The following is a 14,564-nucleotide window of genomic DNA, read 5'->3' as shown; positions in this document are numbered from 1 at the left end:
AATTGCTTACTTTTGTGATGTAGAATTACGTTATGAATAAACTTCTCGCACGTTTCGGACTCGACTGGTTTTTGATTGCCATCATTATTATGGTCATTATGGCCAGGTATTTCCCGGCTTTAGGTTTAATGCAGGAGCCGGTCAGCCTCGAAGAACTGGCCAGTTACGGGGTGTCCGGCATTTTCTTTTTTTACGGACTGAAACTCAGTGCGGATAAACTGAAAAACGGGCTTTTGAACTGGAGAATGCATGTGGTGGTTCAGTTAACTACTTTTTTGCTGTTCCCGGTCCTTGTGCTGGTCGTCAAACCTCTTTTCGGTACTGATGATCTAAAAAACCTCTGGCTGGGTGTCTTTTACCTGGCGGCATTGCCTTCCACGGTTTCTTCGTCGGTTGTGATGGTTTCCATAGCCAGGGGAAATGTGCCCGCGGCTATTTTCAATGCCAGCATTTCCAGTCTGCTGGGTATTTTCATTACGCCTTTGTGGGTAGGTTTGTTTATTTCGGCAGATACAGGTGGTTTGGATACCTGGAGCGTCATCGGAAAGCTTTGTCTGCAGGTGCTGCTGCCGCTGATCATCGGGATGCTGCTTAACCCCCGTTATGGCAAATACGCCGACCGCTATAAGACCCCGCTGAAGTTTTTTGACCAGAGCATTATCCTCATCATCATTTATACTTCTTTTTGTAAATCTTTTTCCCTCCATCTTTTCGATGACCTTTCAGTATCGGAAGTCCTGCTGCTTATGGCGGGTCTGCTTGGGTTTTTCTTCCTGGTGATTTTCATCACAAGATTGATAGCCGGGGCTTTGAAATTCAATATGGAGGATACCATTACGCTGATGTTTTGCGGTTCCAAAAAATCGCTTGTACATGGCACCGTGATGTCAAAAGTATTGTTTGCCAACAGTCCTGCAGCCGGCATCGTGCTGCTGCCGTTGATGCTGTATCACGCCTTACAGCTTATTGCAGCCAGTGTCATGGCTCAGCGGCTGGAAAAAAGGCCTCAGTAGCCCTGCTGGATCAGAGCACGTTTCAGAGCCATGCAGAATCCAAGGTGAAGACCTTCATGGACTGGAAGATAAGTGATGATTTCTTCAAAACTTTCAAATCTCAGTCCGTCAAAAAAAGTAGTGTTGAAGGCTTTGAACTGGCTGAAAATGTTGTTTTCAATATCTTCTTCCATGATGTCCAGGGTGGTGGTGAGGTAAGCTTTCAGTCTTTCAAATTCATCTGTATCGACAAAAGACTCCGGTTTGGTTCCGTTCTTATACCTGTCTATTATTTCATCGTCGATGGCCGGCTCATTGTTTGAAAACCGGTAACACAAAATCTGCTGACTGGCCAGCAGGTGACCTACATGCCAGGCCAGGTTGTTGTTGAAGCCTTCGGGAATGGTATTGACCTGTTCGATGCTTAATCCGTCAAGATAGCCAAGCAGTTTTTTCCGGGAAGCCCTGATGAGATCGATGTATATATTCATGAGAAAGCTTTTTTGGCTCAAATATAGAATATTCCGCTTTAAAATTGAGAAAGTTCGGCGGATTTTCGTCGTCCTTTGATTTTGAACTTATTCCAGCTCTGTCAGGGGTTTGTCTGTCTTAGCATATGAGAGACGGGCTGTTTTAGTGGTTTTGTGGTAACTGTCCAGTCCGCTGCACGTTAAACTTCCCGCCAGTTCAAGGTCTATGAAGCCGTCTTTTTGAAGGGCGTCTTCGGGAATGTTTGCATGGATGATCTTACCGATAAGCAAGGTAGTTCCGTTGATTTTGAGAGGGATATGCTGCTGAAGTTCACAGGCAAATCTTACGAGACTTTGCTTCACAAACGGAGCAGTAATCGGGTAAATGTACTGAGGTGTCAGTCCTGTTGCTTCAAATTCCGAAACGTCTTCAGGATATCTCGCAGAGGTCTGATGTGCCGCTTTGAAGATTTCTTCGTTCAGGTGGTTGATGGTGTAAAATTTTGTCTTAAGGATGTTACGAAGGGTGTGTCTCGGAGAAATATCAGGCCTTACGATCAGGCCGCAAAGGGCAGGGTTCGCCCCGAGATGAAATAAAGAATTGAAAACAGCCAGGTTTTCCTGTCCCGAATGGCTTTTAGTCCCGACCATCACCACACTTTTAAAACCTCCCAGCGAATTAATAAAAGAAGCCCTGTAACGGGTTTCCATGTTCAGAATATCTTTTTCAGAGTATATTTTTGTCATTTTCCGGTTATTACTTTTATGAAATAAAAAAAGAGGAAATGGTTCAGTATTTACCGAACTTCTTTTCAATCGCCGCTGTCCTGAAATCGAATATCTCTTTCAGTTTCTTTCGGATAAAAAGCCTGTTGGCGATGCTGCCCAGGGGACCAAACGGAGGGAGGTAACTGACGATGTCGTTCATCTCAACCCCGCCTGCAATGCTCTTTAAATGGTGCTGATGATGCCAGATGCTGTAGGGGCCGATTCTTTGCTCGTCCACAAAATATTGCTGATCAGCCACGTGCGTAATCTCTGTTACCCAGTCCATTTTAAAATTGAACAAGGGACTGACTTTATAAGTGATGATCATGCCAGGGTACATTTTATCAGGGAGGTTCCGGCTCGTGATATCAAAACCCATGTAGGCAGGGGTGATGTATTTCAGGTTGACAGGGGAAGATATAAAATCCCAGACTTCGGCTTGCGAAGCAGGAATTTTCTGACTCGTTTCAAGGGTATACATGCCAATTTACTGATTAGTTGATTCCGGGGTAAATACTCCCGGTGAGGTAATAACTAATCATGGCTGAAATTGTTACGAAAAATCTTTGTCGCTTTATATACCTACTTTAATGTAGGACCAACCCTCTTCCTGTTTGGTTACGATCTCGGCAATACCTACCGGAACATAAATGACAGAGTTCAATACCTGGTCTTTGGTGAGTTTTTGCTGTTTCATAGTGTTTTCACAAACGGCCAAGGTGACACCCCTTTTTTTTAATTCTGCAATTTCAGCTTCGTAAACGCTCTGGTCTTTTCTCACAAATCCGATGCCTTTGGCGTAAATCACCACCTCCAGTTTCGCCTTGGGCCAGTGCACCAACACATTGTTGAGTTGCCTGGTCAGAGACCGGTAAACCGTGGTATCGGAGGTGGTCAGCTGAAATACGATCTTATGTTCACGTTCCTGGGCGTTGACAGTCAGGGATCCTGCAAAAAGGAGAATGGCCAAATGATAAATTCTGAATTTCATGATTTTGTAATTATAGCGTTTTTGACTTTTTTGTTTTTCTTTATCCAGTCCCTGATCGGCTTAAAAGGGCCGTATTTATGTTGTTCTTCCGGAAATGGATCAGCATAAGGACCAAAAGGATGGTCAAACGGCTTCCCTGAAATGTCAGGCCAATCTTCCGAAAGGTCTTTTCCGGGCCTCGGCATGGAGTTTACATATGCTGCCACATGCCAGGCTTCTTCATCGCTCAGCTGAGGTTTCTGATAAGTAACCCCAAAGGGCATGTTCATTTTTACATATCCTGCAAAGCTGGACAAGCGAAACAGCCCGGCCCCGGTGTTGTAAGAATGGATGCCCCACAACGGAGGGTAAATATATTCTTTTTTATCCATGGCTAAAACACCCTCCCCGTTTTCCTGGTGGCAACTCTGACATCTGGCCTGATAAACCAGACGGCCTTTTCCCGGATCAGCGGCAGTGTTTAAAGGTTTCAGTTTATAAATCCCTGATCCTTTGGGTATTTTGTTCCTGGTTACATCTGATCCTAGCCATTTGAGATAGGCCAGGATGCTTTTCATTTCCCTTGAGGTGGAATCCAGGGCTTGCCCGTTGAGGCTTCTTCTGAGGCAGTCATTTATCCTTTTGACCTGATTTTCCGTCGTACCGGACCGTTCCCTGAACTTCGGATATGTGGCCTGTACCGCAAAATAGTTATTGCCCCAGGGCTGAGAACCTGCATTGAGGTGGCAGTTCTGACAGTTCATTCCATTGGATATTTTGCTTACACTTCCTTTTGGTCCCAGGTATTTGGAAGTGTGTGCAATCAGGTCTTTTCCATATTTAATCCTTTCCTGCTCTTCAGGCTCAAGCCTCATCATTCTCCATTCATCCGGAGCGGTCCATAAGTTGGTGAAGTCTGCATCTGCCGGGATAATGGCGACTTCGGGACGGGTACTGTTTTTTCCGGAGATTTTCAGGTAAGGGGAGATGATCAGCCATATTCCGAGAAACAGGACTACTAAAAGTAAAATGCCCAGCATTTTTAAAGAAACAATGGCCCGGTTAAGCGATTTGCCGGGATCTGAATGTTCCATTTTTTGATGTTAATTATAGCTCCCGGTTTATGATAATATTCCTGTAAAATAGGTAGCTTCCCAAGTTTTTTTAAAAAAAGAAGGCTGATTTTGGCTAAAAGTTAAGCATTAAAACCGGAAGTTGATAATTTTAGCGATCTCAAGTTGAATATGTGCACCATGTTTTTGAAGTTTTTATAAAAAAAGTTTTTTTAATCCCATAAATCCCACTGACATAGGGTTGACAGTAGCCCCCGTTTTATTTGTACCATCAAATGAAATTTAAGCAACACTAAACCTCTTATCAGATGAAAAATGTAACAGCAAATGAAGAAACCGTCATTCAAAGCAGTGCTTTTTTAGACCATTGGCAGGGACACCGCAAACTGACCAGGAAAGTAATCGAGGCATTTCCGGAAGACCAGTTCTTTACTTTCTCTATCGGCGGCATGCGGCCTTTCGCTGAAATGGTCCTTGAAATGGCCTCTATGGCCTCTCACGGCATGAATGGTGTGGTGACAGGCCACTGGACCCACGTAAAGGAACTCGGTCATCATTCAGGAAAAAGCACTTTCAGTACCAAACAGGAGCTACTGGATTACTGGGATGAGGTTACCGGAATCATTGAAAACTACTGGCCGCAGATTCCTGAGGGTAAATTCGGTGAGGTCGTAAAAGCCTTCGGTGAATATGAAGGAGAGGTGCCCGGTATTATGCTCTATTGGGTAGATAACGAAATCCATCACCGCGGACAAGGATATGTCTATTTAAGAGCTCTGGGGATTGAACCTCCTGGATTCTGGGACAGGTATTAAGGCCCTTTCTACACCAAAAGCAATACTTATAAATCATCCCACGGATTAATCTGTGGGATGATAAACCGTAAACTCAGTCCCTGCGATAAAATATCTCCCATTGATGTCCATCCGGGTCAGAAAAGCCCGCGGTATAACCCCAGGGCTCATCATGGTATTCTCCGGCGGGTTTTGCTCCTCCCAGCAGGGCTAAAGCAAGTATGTCGTCCACTTCTTCTTTACTGTCAACGTATTGACTGAGAATAAATCCTGCGGAAGAGGAAGCCTGGTCCGGGTCTGCCGCAAAATTCAGATAGTCTTTCCGGCGGTAAAGCACCAGGCTAAACCCGTTTTCAAGTTCAAACAAAAGGTGATCATCCCCTTCTTCAGGCACTTTGGAGGCTCTCAGGCCCATACAGCCTGCATAGAATTCATAAGATATCCTCAGGTCATTTACCGCCAGTGTAATAAAATTTATTCTTGCCCTCATATTTTAATTTACTTAAGATGGACGAAATGTTTTAAAACGGAATCTTTATTTTTCGAAATAATTCACCAGCGATGTCCCGATGATATGCGTCCAGCCTTCAGCAAAATTATGCGGAGCAAGGTCAGGATTTTCAACAGGGAATGTTTCAAGTCCTGCATGCGTAAGCGTCAGCAATGTTTTGCCGTTTTCTTCAGCCAATGCAAAAGTAACGAACGAATTACCGGAATAGCCCTCATACCGCCAGCTGTAGGTCAGTTTTTTAAGAGGAACAACTTCCGTTATCTCACAGATATGCAGATATTCTTTGTGTTCGTCTTTGCCTCGGCCGGTAAACTGAAACACAAAACCCACTTCAGGTTTGAATTCCTCCAGGTCAAAATACCATTCTTTCATCTGGTTTTTGTCCGTAATCGCTTGCCACACTTTTTCTGCCGGGGCATTCAACAGTCTTTCTATCACAAAAGGTTTGATGGTCATAATCCTTATTTTTTTGGTTAAATAATTTTCAATCCGGGGTTTTCGCGAGGAATTCCTCCAGGGCATCCAGTTTCTCATTCCAGAAGGCTCTGTACTGTTTTGTCCAGTCTGAAACTTCCTTCAGTTTGCTCAGCTGCACTTCGCAATACCGCTCTCTTCCCTGTTGCCTGATCACAATAAGGCCACATTCCGTCAGGATTTTGATATGCTTTGAAATGGCCGGCCTGCTTACTTCAAACTTATCTGCTACGGCATTGAGATTCATGGATTGATAAGCAATCAGGTTGATGATCTCTCTCCTTGTAGGGTCGGCAATGGCCTGGAAAACGTCTCTTCTCATTTTATTTGTAACTGATTGGTTATAAATTTATATGTAATCGATCGGTTACGCAAATTATTTTGTTGATTTTTTTGAAGGTAAGGTTGGTTTTATTGTGTTAAACTTCTATAAATAAGGAATTTATATGTATGCGTTTTTTATTTCAAGTTTCCATTTCTCAATGGCCTCTTCTCCAGCACGGTCGGCTTTATCAAAAAACAGGTGACTTCTTATCTCAAGTCCGCAGTAAGTGTAGATGCCTTTATCAGAAGTCAGCAACAGGGCCTGATCCATACCTGTGGCTTCATATTCTTCCTTTGATTTTCCGTGGGTGTTGAAAATGTAGGCTTTTTTGCCCGTCAGCAATCCTTTTTGGATACCCTGATCATACCGGTACGCAAAACCATAAGACATCACCCTGTCGATATATCCTTTCATGATGGCGGGCAGGCCCGTCCACCAGATCGGGTAAATAAAGGTGATGGCATCTGCCCATTGTATAAATTCCTGTTCAGCGGCTACTTTTTCATCCACTTGTCCTTTTCTTTGCCCTGCCATGTCCTCAAGTGATAATACCGGATCAAACATTAAGGCATAAAGGTCTCTGACCACTACTTCGTTTCCTGGCTTTTGTAAATAACTGACGGCTGTTTCAAGGATGACATGGTTAAGGCTGCCTGCATGAGGGTGAGCATAAATAATGAGATGTTTCATGATGTTTTCTGGTTTGATTTAACATCACAAAACTAGTTGGGGCACGCGGCCTGCTATTGTAAGAAAACGAAGTCACCAGGCAGAGACGCACATGTTTTCCTGTAGCTTGAGAAATTGCGTCGGGCTGAGATGAAGATAATGCTTAAAGTCATGGATCATGTGGCTCTGGTCATAATATCCACACGATTCAGCTATTTCAAACCAGTCTGTTTTTATTTCCGTGGAACTCATCAGCAGCTCAACGGCCTTCATAAACCTCTGGTAGCGGGTCACTTCCTTGTCGCTGAAGCCCAGGTATTTTTTATAACTCAGCTGTACGCTCCGCTCACTGTAACCGCTTTCCGCAGCGATTTTTTTGACGGGATTAAAAGTGTCTGTGGCTACATTGAGCCCTATGATTCTGGCAGAGGCTTCTTCCCTGGCCCTGAGGTAGGGCAGGCTGAAATCGAGCAGGTGTTTTACTTTATCTTCAAGTGCCGGTGTTCCTTTCAGTTTGAGCCACAGCGGGGTGAAGCATTCATCACCGGTTAATGCCCGAGGCTCAGCTATGAAAGTAGAAAATGATTGCAGGGATTGCCCGAAAAAGCGGTAGAAAGCATCCCATTTAAAATTGGCAACGAGCATTTCAGCCCCGGGATGGAGGGTATATTGTAAAGACTTTTTAAGCGGCCCGATGATCAGGCTGTCCGGCAGATCAAACGGCAGCTCGTCTTCAAAAGCCCCGTTGATCTGGCTGCCCAGGTTAAAAACCATAATGGTTCTGAACATGGGTACCAGCTTTTTGTGCACAGGCTCCTGGCCATGATTGGCTGCATAATAGAAATGCGTAAACAAATCACCGAACTCTTCAGGTACTTTGACAGACACTGAAATATATTCCGTTGGTTCGTTTGTATCGGGTTCTACTATCATGGTCATACGAAGCTGGCCGTTTTACAAACCGGAGCTCAGCTGAAACGATCTGCGGCTGCTTTCATAAGCTTTGAAAAGCTCGCTGATCAGCACTCCGTTGATCTTCATGCCCGTGGTGGTGCAGTTGACGATCTCAATACCACTCAGGTTACAGTCTTCAATGAGGCTGTTATGAAGGTCGCAATCTTCAAACCTGAGGGCTTTCTGCTCTGCCTCAGGATCATAAGCCGGGTGACCTTCAGGAGGGAGTCCTATATTATGAAAGTAGGCACCGCCCCATTGTGCACCGTCGATTTCGAGGCCGCTGAGATTGGCGTCGGTTATCTTTGTGTCGACAAGGGCCACATTTTCCAGTAAAACTTTGCTTAAACTAACATTTGTAAAAGTAGAATCATCAAGGCAGGCACTGTTTACATTCAATACCTTCTCAGCATTAGTAATTTCAATTTTATCCATTTTCAGTTAAAAAAGTCTGGAACTATAAGTTCTTCGACTACGGTTTGGTTTAAGGCTATTTGGTTTGCCCGATAAAATTAGTAAATTCTCTGAATTATAAAACTAAAATTAAATATAATCCGCTGAGTTTCAAAAAATAAATCCGGCCCTGAGCGGCCGGATCATTTCAGTTTCCCTTTTCTATTTTTTCTATCATTTCTTTCGCCCCGTTGTTTTTCGGGTCCAGGCTCAGTGATTTTTTGTAATTCTGCAGAGCAAGGGCCTTATTACCAGCATTGTAGTATCCTTCAGCCAGGCTGTCGTAGGCATTGGCTGATTCCGGAAACAGCCTGACATTCAGCTCAAATACCTTTACTGCATCAGCAAAACGTTTCTTACCCAGTAGAAAATAACCGATGCCGTTCAGCTCAGGTTCTTCAAAACTGATGACCTCAGATTGCGTTTTCTTTAAGTCGTTGTATTGAACCAGGGTTTCTTCGATGGTCTGTGTATCCAGTGATTTTCTTAAAACAGTCAGTAAAGATTTCTTAGGCACCACATAAGGTTTATGGTCAAGGATATTCAGGATGGCATCCTTGAGGTCAAAAACCTTGAAATTCATGTTATTGGTCAATAAGATGACTGAAATATCTTTCGTGAGATCGCTGTACATCAGGGCCTCAAAGTCTGCACTGGACCCGTGATGTTCGTGGGTGATGATCTCCCCGTTTTCTATCTTTCCCCCACCCAGGCTCGACTGTTTGTTAGGGGCAAAGGGCTGAAGTATCTCCAGTACGGAAGGCTCCGAGATAATTTTAAAGCCATGCAGGCATTGATTCCATTGATACAGGTCACGGGCAGTTACCGACGTCCAGCCTGTCATGACATAGGCAAACTGTCTCGGTGACTGTACCCTGTCATTGTTGAATGACACGGCCACATTGGCTTTGCCCATATCCGGGTCTACTTCCGAGGCCGTCATCCGGCATGGCAGCAGTATATTCTGCTCAACAAATTTATTGAAGCCCATTCCTGATATCTTTTCAACGATCCGGCGTTGCAAAAACACATTACTGTTGTTGTAGTGGTAATTGGTGCCCGGTTCAGAGTTGAGAGCCGTGAGCTGTTTCATGTCATTCATGATGTCTGCATCGCTTTTGATGGTCTGCCATTTGACATCCGGTAAGCCGCTGGTATACTGCAGCAGGTTTTTGATGCTGATTTTAGCTGCCCACGCAGGTAATTCCGGTAAATACTTCGAAACCTTATCGTCCAGGCTTAGTTTACCCTGCTCTTTGAGCATCATGATGGCCACACCGTTGAATTCCTTCCCGATAGAACCGATGTTAAAGAGGAAGTTCTTGTCCAGTTTCCTGGTTTTGGCTCCATCAGCATAACCAAACGAAGATTCATAGACCGTCTTCCCCTTTTGAACGACAAGGACATTACCGTTAAACAAGCCTATGTTATGGGCTTTGGTCATCAGATCATCTATCCGGGTGTTTTGAGCTTTGGCAACACTCACCCATGATAACAGCACAAGTGTGGCCAGTAAAGTTTTGATATTCGTCATCAGTCAGCTAATTCTGCTTTTAGTCCTTCTCCTATTTTTTTGATGCGTTCGTATGATTCTTTTGAATTCTCATCCTTGTTGAGTCTGATCAGGATTTTTCCGGGTGAAGACTTCAGGTAAAGTTTGGTATGGTCGGAAAGCTCCGTGTTGATGTCCATGTAATCATCTTCAGAAGCGAAAATGTCGTTGGGGCTGAAGTTTTTGTTCAGGTATGTCTGTACTTCCCCGGTTCTGTCTTCATCGTATTCAGCTTTGATTTTGTAGTAGTCATCAGCATCAGTGACAGATATAGACAGGTCGTCGTTGTTCATGCGGTTTAGCCAGCATGAGCTCATTGAACCGGCCATCAGGAAAGCACACATAACTAAAAGAATGTTCTTTTTCATAATTGTATTTGTTAAAGGCCCCGTTTCCGGAGCAGTATTTATAAGTAATATTTCTGTTTTTTATCGGCGATCGTCATAAATCCTGAGGCCATTCCAAGATACCAGATGGTCCATCCCAGGTAGAAAAACCGCTGGACCAGACCCGGATAACGGCTGTCGAAATCCGGAATAAAACGGGTCAGTATAAGCGACATGACCAGAAACCCTGCCAGCGAAAACATGCGGACCTGTGAAGTCTGTTTGTTCTTTTTCCAGAGAAAAAATGCCAGTAAAGCTCCTAAGTTCATCAACAAGGGGAGTGGTCCAAGGATGCCGTGCCATTCATGCCCCATCGGAAAAACAGCTGCCCAGAGTATTGAAACTGGCATGCTGAGCGTCAGAAATACCGGGATAACACTCAGCCCGGATTTTTTACAGATTCTGTAAAGTCCGAAAGAAAAAAAGAAGCAAAATATCGCAATAAGCACTTCTGCCCCGGTCATAAAAAGTTCGGAGTGTCGACCCAGAGCTCCCAGTTCACTGATGACATTCTTAAAATGATCATACTGACCATGTATCAGTCCGCCACATAGGGTAGCGATCCAAAAGAAAACGGGACCCAATATACCCAGGGACAGTAATTGTCTGACAGGCACAATATCACGCCGGACATAGCCCGTGAAAGTGATCAGGATTAAGCCCATCAATACCGTCAATCCAATATTGAAATGCAGTAAATAGGGCAGTTTTAAGGTGTTGACTCTGGTGTAACAGCGAACAGTATCGTTTAAAAGTATAATAAAATCAAATTGGTCTCCGGGTTTTACATGAAAAGTGATGGAATCTCTATGGGTAATAAAAGTGACGTCTTTCGGGCTTGTAAATCTCGGGAGGGTATAAACATCCGGTTTCTTTTGAGGCATCAGGTACCAGTCCTTCAGTTCCGGGTCTCCGCTTATCCTGATCCTGACTTCTTTGGAATCAGCTTTAATCATGGGGAGCTTCTGTTCGGCAAAAACTCCCCAGGATGAAGCTAAAATAAGTAACAACATCGCCAGGCTTTTATACCCGGGCTTTTTTATATTTTTCATAATTTGTTTCAGAATCTCTTGAGGTTTAATCCTTTTCCTGATTCTGAAACAAAGATAATGCTATAGATGGTACTTTGCAATACATTGTAGCTTGTAAACTGTGAAATTGTGATGAATGGTAATATTTTCGGATGAATGGTTTAGTTGGCCGGTTTTCTCAGTGTCCGATGTGTTTTCTGAATTCCAGCGGCGTACGTCCTTCATATTTTCTGAAAAAACGGCTGAAATAGGAGGGATCGCTGAGCCCCAGCTCTGTCGTGATTTCATTGACACTCAGGGCAGTCTGGCTCAGCAGTACTTTGGCTTCCAGGATGATGGCTTCATCTATCCACTTGGTCGGAGATTTCCCGGTGATGGTTCTGAGACATTTGTTCAGGTGGTTAGGCGTAATGCTGAGCATCACGGCATAATCTGAAACCTGTTGGGAAGACTTAAAATGAGCAGAGAGCAATGCTTTAAATCTTACCGTAATGTTCACAGCAAAAGTCTGGGTACTGTCAGACAGGGGCTTATAGGCGTGATTCAGTTCACAAAGGATAGCAATGAAAGACGACTGAAGGATATCGATATTCTTTAAGCCGTTTTCGAGATAGTCACGCAGGATCCTTTTGAAAAGCTGTTCTGTAAAATCTGCATTTTCGGCACTCAGTCTGATGTGCGGGTTGCCCCAGACCGTCAGGAACTCAAAATCCTTGAGCAATTCACTTTTTCCGAATTTACCGATGATAAAATCATGGTGAAAGTTACATAGATAACCTTTGTTGACATCCGGACTGGCAAAGGAAAAGACCTGTCCCGCAGGAACAACCAGGCATTCGTTTTTGAATATTTTAAAGGTTTCACTGCCAATGTGCATATTGGCTTCACCTTCTGTAATGAAGATGATGGTGTGGGTAGTGGCCCTGGTAGGTGGCACCGGCAGTTTCATCAGCCGGAACATCTCTTCGACCCGCACCATGAAAAATTTCCCGAAATCATTCCTCAGCATGTTTTCCAGCTGGTCCTGATGCTGCATAAACCTGTCTTTGAAAGCTTCGGTGTTATATGTTTTGACGTCCTTGCTGCTCATCAGACATTTTTCCGGTCATACCACAATTGTACCAGTCCGGAAGGATAAGTAATGCTTTTCAGCAGTTTAACGGACTGTTCGGGCCGCCCGTCTTTAAACAATCTCACGCCTTTGCCTACGAGGTGCGGAATGACGGAAATGATCATTTTGTCGATCAGGCCATGTTTCAGGAGTTCAAAAACCACTTCCCCGCCACCATCACAATAGATATCTTTGCCTTCCTCTGATTTTAACTGGGCGATCAGGTCGTTTAAATTACCGCCGTAAAATTCAACATTTTCGTCTTTTCCCTTAAGGTTGTTTGATAAAACGATACAGCGTTTGTCTTTGTGCGGGAATTCTATGCCGAATGACAACACCTTATCATAGGTTTTCCTGCCCCATATGAGCGTGTCTACCTCTTTTTGAAAAGCAGCGTAGCCGTAGTCCTCATCAGGCCATTCCACGGTAGAAAGAAAATCAATGTTGTCGTCATCTTTGGCAATGTAGCCGTCGATGCTCATCGCAATGTAGAGAATTACTTTTCTTGACATATCCTGTTGGTTTGGACTCCAAAGATAAACAATAAAGTAAAATGAGGAGGCGGATTAAATCTAAAAGAAAAAGAGATGATTGCTCATCTCTTTTTCAGTGTTTCAGGCTTTCTTGACCAGACTGATGAGGAACAGAACGACCCAGGCCCCTCCGGCCGAAACCAGGATTTGCCAGAGCAGGCCGCCCCCTCCGATGCCCAGTTTACCGGCAATCCATCCACCGACGAAACTACCGATAATACCTGCGATGATGTTTCCGATGAGGCCAAATCCGGAACCTTTCCAGAGTTGCCCGGCTAACCAGCCAGAAACCGCCCCAATGACCAAAAACCATACTAATTCCATAGTTGTTTAATTTAGAGTGTAACGAAAGTGCATCCAAATATAGAAAAACTATATTAAAAAAATAATATAAAAACTTAATTAAGTGAAAAAGTGCACTTGTGCATTCAATGATACGGTGTTATGTCTTCATCCGGAGCAGAAAAGCCCGGTTTTGTGCAAAAAATGCCGGAAGGTAATTCCGGCATTTTTTAGTCTAAAGTGATGAACATGGAAGACCTGACTTCGGGTCGCAGGTTCCGGGTTTTGTGTCCTTTACCTGCTACATCTTCTACCAGCAGTACTTCGCCGGGTCTGAAGATTCTTTTCTCGCCATCTGATGTTTCAATTTCAATTTCTCCGTCCAGCAAAGCTATGTATTGACGGGCGGGAGCATTGTGGAAATCATAATCATACTGCTCTACGACTTTCCTGAAAATCACTTTCCCGGCTTGCTGGGCTTCGGAGAGAAAACCGATCTCTCCGCCATTTTTTAAGGGGATGTTGAGTGCTGCAAAATGCGTTTCGCCATTTTCATCCGCATATATCCTTGTTACTGCAAAATAATCTGTCATACGAAATGCTTTTTAAACCAGTCTACAGATAACTGTAAGTCCTGGCTGGTCAGGTTATGACCGCTGTTCAGTTCAAAATGAGTGAGGTCGAAACCGGCTTTTTCCAGTAAACTTACCCATTCGAGGGTGTCTTCAGGCCTGATGGTCGGATCGGACTTTCCGGTACTGATAAAGACCGGTGCTTTTGTGCCGGTTTGCCAGTCGCTGATGGCCTTGAAAGGTTTCATAGGTCTGAACAAAATCGCCCCGGCCAGGAAATCAGGATATAAAACCAAGGTTGCTCCGGCTATGTTAGCTCCGTTGGAATAACCCAGTGCAATGATTTTTGACGGATCAAAGTTTTCTTTTTCAGCCAGTTGCCTGATAAAAGAGACCATTTCATGTGTTCTGAAATCCAGGTCTTTTTCATCAAATATTCCCATGCCGAGACGTTTGAAGAACCTGGGCATCCCGTTTTCTGAAACGTTGCCCCTGAGGCTCAGGATGTTGAAATGTGTGCCGTAGTTTTTGGCCAGCGGCAAAAGGTCCCGTTCATCTCCCCCGGTTCCGTGAAGCAGCAACAGGGTCGCTGCTTCCGGATTTCCTGAAGGTTGATAGATATATTTTAATGGTTCGTAATTCAT

21 protein-coding genes are annotated in these 14,564 nt (G+C 44.2%); 2 read left to right on the top strand and 19 right to left on the bottom strand.

Annotated elements, in window-relative coordinates; translation table 11 throughout:
- Positions 1–32: 32 nt before the first annotated feature.
- Positions 33–1,013, top strand: a complete 981-nt coding sequence (locus tag GVN16_RS18680; protein WP_166565458.1) for a bile acid:sodium symporter family protein — start codon at positions 33–35, stop codon at positions 1,011–1,013.
- Here GVN16_RS18680 and GVN16_RS18675 read toward each other — a convergent pair.
- The 5 genes from GVN16_RS18675 to GVN16_RS18655 all read right to left on the bottom strand — a co-directional run bounded on the left by GVN16_RS18675 (position 1,007) and on the right by GVN16_RS18655 (position 4,294).
- The gene (locus tag GVN16_RS18675; RefSeq protein WP_166565457.1) at positions 1,007–1,483 is read right to left on the bottom strand and encodes a DinB family protein; all 477 of its coding nucleotides are present in this window, start codon (positions 1,481–1,483) and stop codon (positions 1,007–1,009) included. The two genes, GVN16_RS18680 and GVN16_RS18675, sit on opposite strands and share 7 nt — an antisense overlap.
- Positions 1,484–1,570: 87 nt before the next feature.
- Entirely contained in the window at positions 1,571–2,209 is a 639-nt protein-coding gene (locus GVN16_RS18670) for a flavin reductase family protein (RefSeq protein WP_166565456.1), read from the bottom strand.
- Positions 2,210–2,252: 43 nt separating this feature from the next.
- Positions 2,253–2,711 (bottom strand): SRPBCC family protein, encoded by a 459-nt coding sequence (locus tag GVN16_RS18665; RefSeq protein WP_205748918.1) that lies wholly within the window; start codon positions 2,709–2,711, stop codon positions 2,253–2,255.
- 93 nt (positions 2,712–2,804) lie between these two features.
- The gene (locus tag GVN16_RS18660; protein WP_166565455.1) at positions 2,805–3,221 is read right to left on the bottom strand and encodes a DsrE family protein; all 417 of its coding nucleotides are present in this window, start codon (positions 3,219–3,221) and stop codon (positions 2,805–2,807) included.
- Positions 3,218–4,294: a c-type cytochrome gene (locus tag GVN16_RS18655; protein WP_166565454.1), complete on the bottom strand. Its 1,077-nt coding sequence runs from the start codon at positions 4,292–4,294 to the stop codon at positions 3,218–3,220. Before GVN16_RS18655 ends, GVN16_RS18660 begins: the two co-directional genes overlap by 4 nt.
- Before the next feature lie 287 nt (positions 4,295–4,581).
- On the opposite strand from GVN16_RS18655, the gene GVN16_RS18650 reads away from it, so the two are divergent.
- A complete protein-coding gene (locus GVN16_RS18650) occupies positions 4,582–5,088 on the top strand; it encodes a DinB family protein (protein ID WP_166565453.1) in 507 nt (168 codons plus the stop codon).
- Positions 5,089–5,161: 73 nt separating this feature from the next.
- Here GVN16_RS18650 and GVN16_RS18645 read toward each other — a convergent pair whose 3' ends face one another.
- From GVN16_RS18645 to GVN16_RS18580, 14 genes are all read right to left on the bottom strand, one after another.
- On the bottom strand, positions 5,162–5,557 hold the full coding sequence (locus tag GVN16_RS18645; RefSeq protein WP_166565452.1) for a VOC family protein: 396 nt from the start codon (positions 5,555–5,557) through the stop codon (positions 5,162–5,164).
- 45 nt (positions 5,558–5,602) lie between these two features.
- The gene (locus GVN16_RS18640) at positions 5,603–6,034 is read right to left on the bottom strand and encodes an SRPBCC domain-containing protein (RefSeq protein ID WP_166565451.1); all 432 of its coding nucleotides are present in this window, start codon (positions 6,032–6,034) and stop codon (positions 5,603–5,605) included.
- A 28-nt stretch (positions 6,035–6,062) separates the two neighbouring features.
- Positions 6,063–6,374, bottom strand: a complete 312-nt coding sequence (locus GVN16_RS18635; RefSeq protein ID WP_166565450.1) for a helix-turn-helix transcriptional regulator — start codon at positions 6,372–6,374, stop codon at positions 6,063–6,065.
- 120 nt (positions 6,375–6,494) lie between these two features.
- Positions 6,495–7,067 carry an NAD(P)H-dependent oxidoreductase gene (locus tag GVN16_RS18630; protein ID WP_166565449.1) on the bottom strand — a complete coding sequence of 191 codons (573 nt, stop codon included), beginning with the start codon at positions 7,065–7,067 and terminating at the stop codon, positions 6,495–6,497.
- Positions 7,068–7,139: 72 nt separating this feature from the next.
- The gene (locus GVN16_RS18625; protein ID WP_166565448.1) at positions 7,140–7,985 is read right to left on the bottom strand and encodes a helix-turn-helix domain-containing protein; all 846 of its coding nucleotides are present in this window, start codon (positions 7,983–7,985) and stop codon (positions 7,140–7,142) included.
- Positions 7,986–8,000: 15 nt separating this feature from the next.
- Positions 8,001–8,435 carry a pentapeptide repeat-containing protein gene (locus GVN16_RS18620; protein ID WP_166565447.1) on the bottom strand — a complete coding sequence of 145 codons (435 nt, stop codon included), beginning with the start codon at positions 8,433–8,435 and terminating at the stop codon, positions 8,001–8,003.
- A 166-nt stretch (positions 8,436–8,601) separates the two neighbouring features.
- Positions 8,602–9,987, bottom strand: coding sequence for a serine hydrolase (locus GVN16_RS18615; protein ID WP_166565446.1), 1,386 nt, complete (start codon positions 9,985–9,987; stop codon positions 8,602–8,604).
- Positions 9,987–10,373 carry a hypothetical protein gene (locus GVN16_RS18610; RefSeq protein ID WP_166565445.1) on the bottom strand — a complete coding sequence of 129 codons (387 nt, stop codon included), beginning with the start codon at positions 10,371–10,373 and terminating at the stop codon, positions 9,987–9,989. The genes GVN16_RS18615 and GVN16_RS18610 overlap by 1 nt, the downstream gene beginning before the upstream one ends.
- A gap of 38 nt (positions 10,374–10,411) precedes the next feature.
- A complete protein-coding gene (locus tag GVN16_RS18605; RefSeq protein WP_166565444.1) occupies positions 10,412–11,443 on the bottom strand; it encodes a DUF998 domain-containing protein in 1,032 nt (343 codons plus the stop codon).
- Positions 11,444–11,600: 157 nt separating this feature from the next.
- Positions 11,601–12,512: a helix-turn-helix domain-containing protein gene (locus GVN16_RS18600; RefSeq protein WP_166565443.1), complete on the bottom strand. Its 912-nt coding sequence runs from the start codon at positions 12,510–12,512 to the stop codon at positions 11,601–11,603.
- On the bottom strand, positions 12,512–13,045 hold the full coding sequence (locus GVN16_RS18595) for a dihydrofolate reductase family protein (protein WP_166565442.1): 534 nt from the start codon (positions 13,043–13,045) through the stop codon (positions 12,512–12,514). The genes GVN16_RS18600 and GVN16_RS18595 overlap by 1 nt, the downstream gene beginning before the upstream one ends.
- Before the next feature lie 102 nt (positions 13,046–13,147).
- Positions 13,148–13,390 carry a GlsB/YeaQ/YmgE family stress response membrane protein gene (locus tag GVN16_RS18590; protein WP_166565441.1) on the bottom strand — a complete coding sequence of 81 codons (243 nt, stop codon included), beginning with the start codon at positions 13,388–13,390 and terminating at the stop codon, positions 13,148–13,150.
- A 188-nt stretch (positions 13,391–13,578) separates the two neighbouring features.
- Positions 13,579–13,941 (bottom strand): hypothetical protein, encoded by a 363-nt coding sequence (locus tag GVN16_RS18585; protein WP_166565440.1) that lies wholly within the window; start codon positions 13,939–13,941, stop codon positions 13,579–13,581.
- On the bottom strand, positions 13,938–14,564 hold the full coding sequence (locus GVN16_RS18580; protein ID WP_166565439.1) for an alpha/beta hydrolase: 627 nt from the start codon (positions 14,562–14,564) through the stop codon (positions 13,938–13,940). Before GVN16_RS18580 ends, GVN16_RS18585 begins: the two co-directional genes overlap by 4 nt.

The sequence above is a fragment of the Emticicia sp. CRIBPO genome (genome assembly GCF_009905725.1).
Lineage (GTDB): Bacteria > Bacteroidota > Bacteroidia > Cytophagales > Spirosomataceae > Leadbetterella.
Note: the sequence above shows the minus strand (reverse complement) of the source record. Positions and strands in the feature narration are given on the sequence as shown.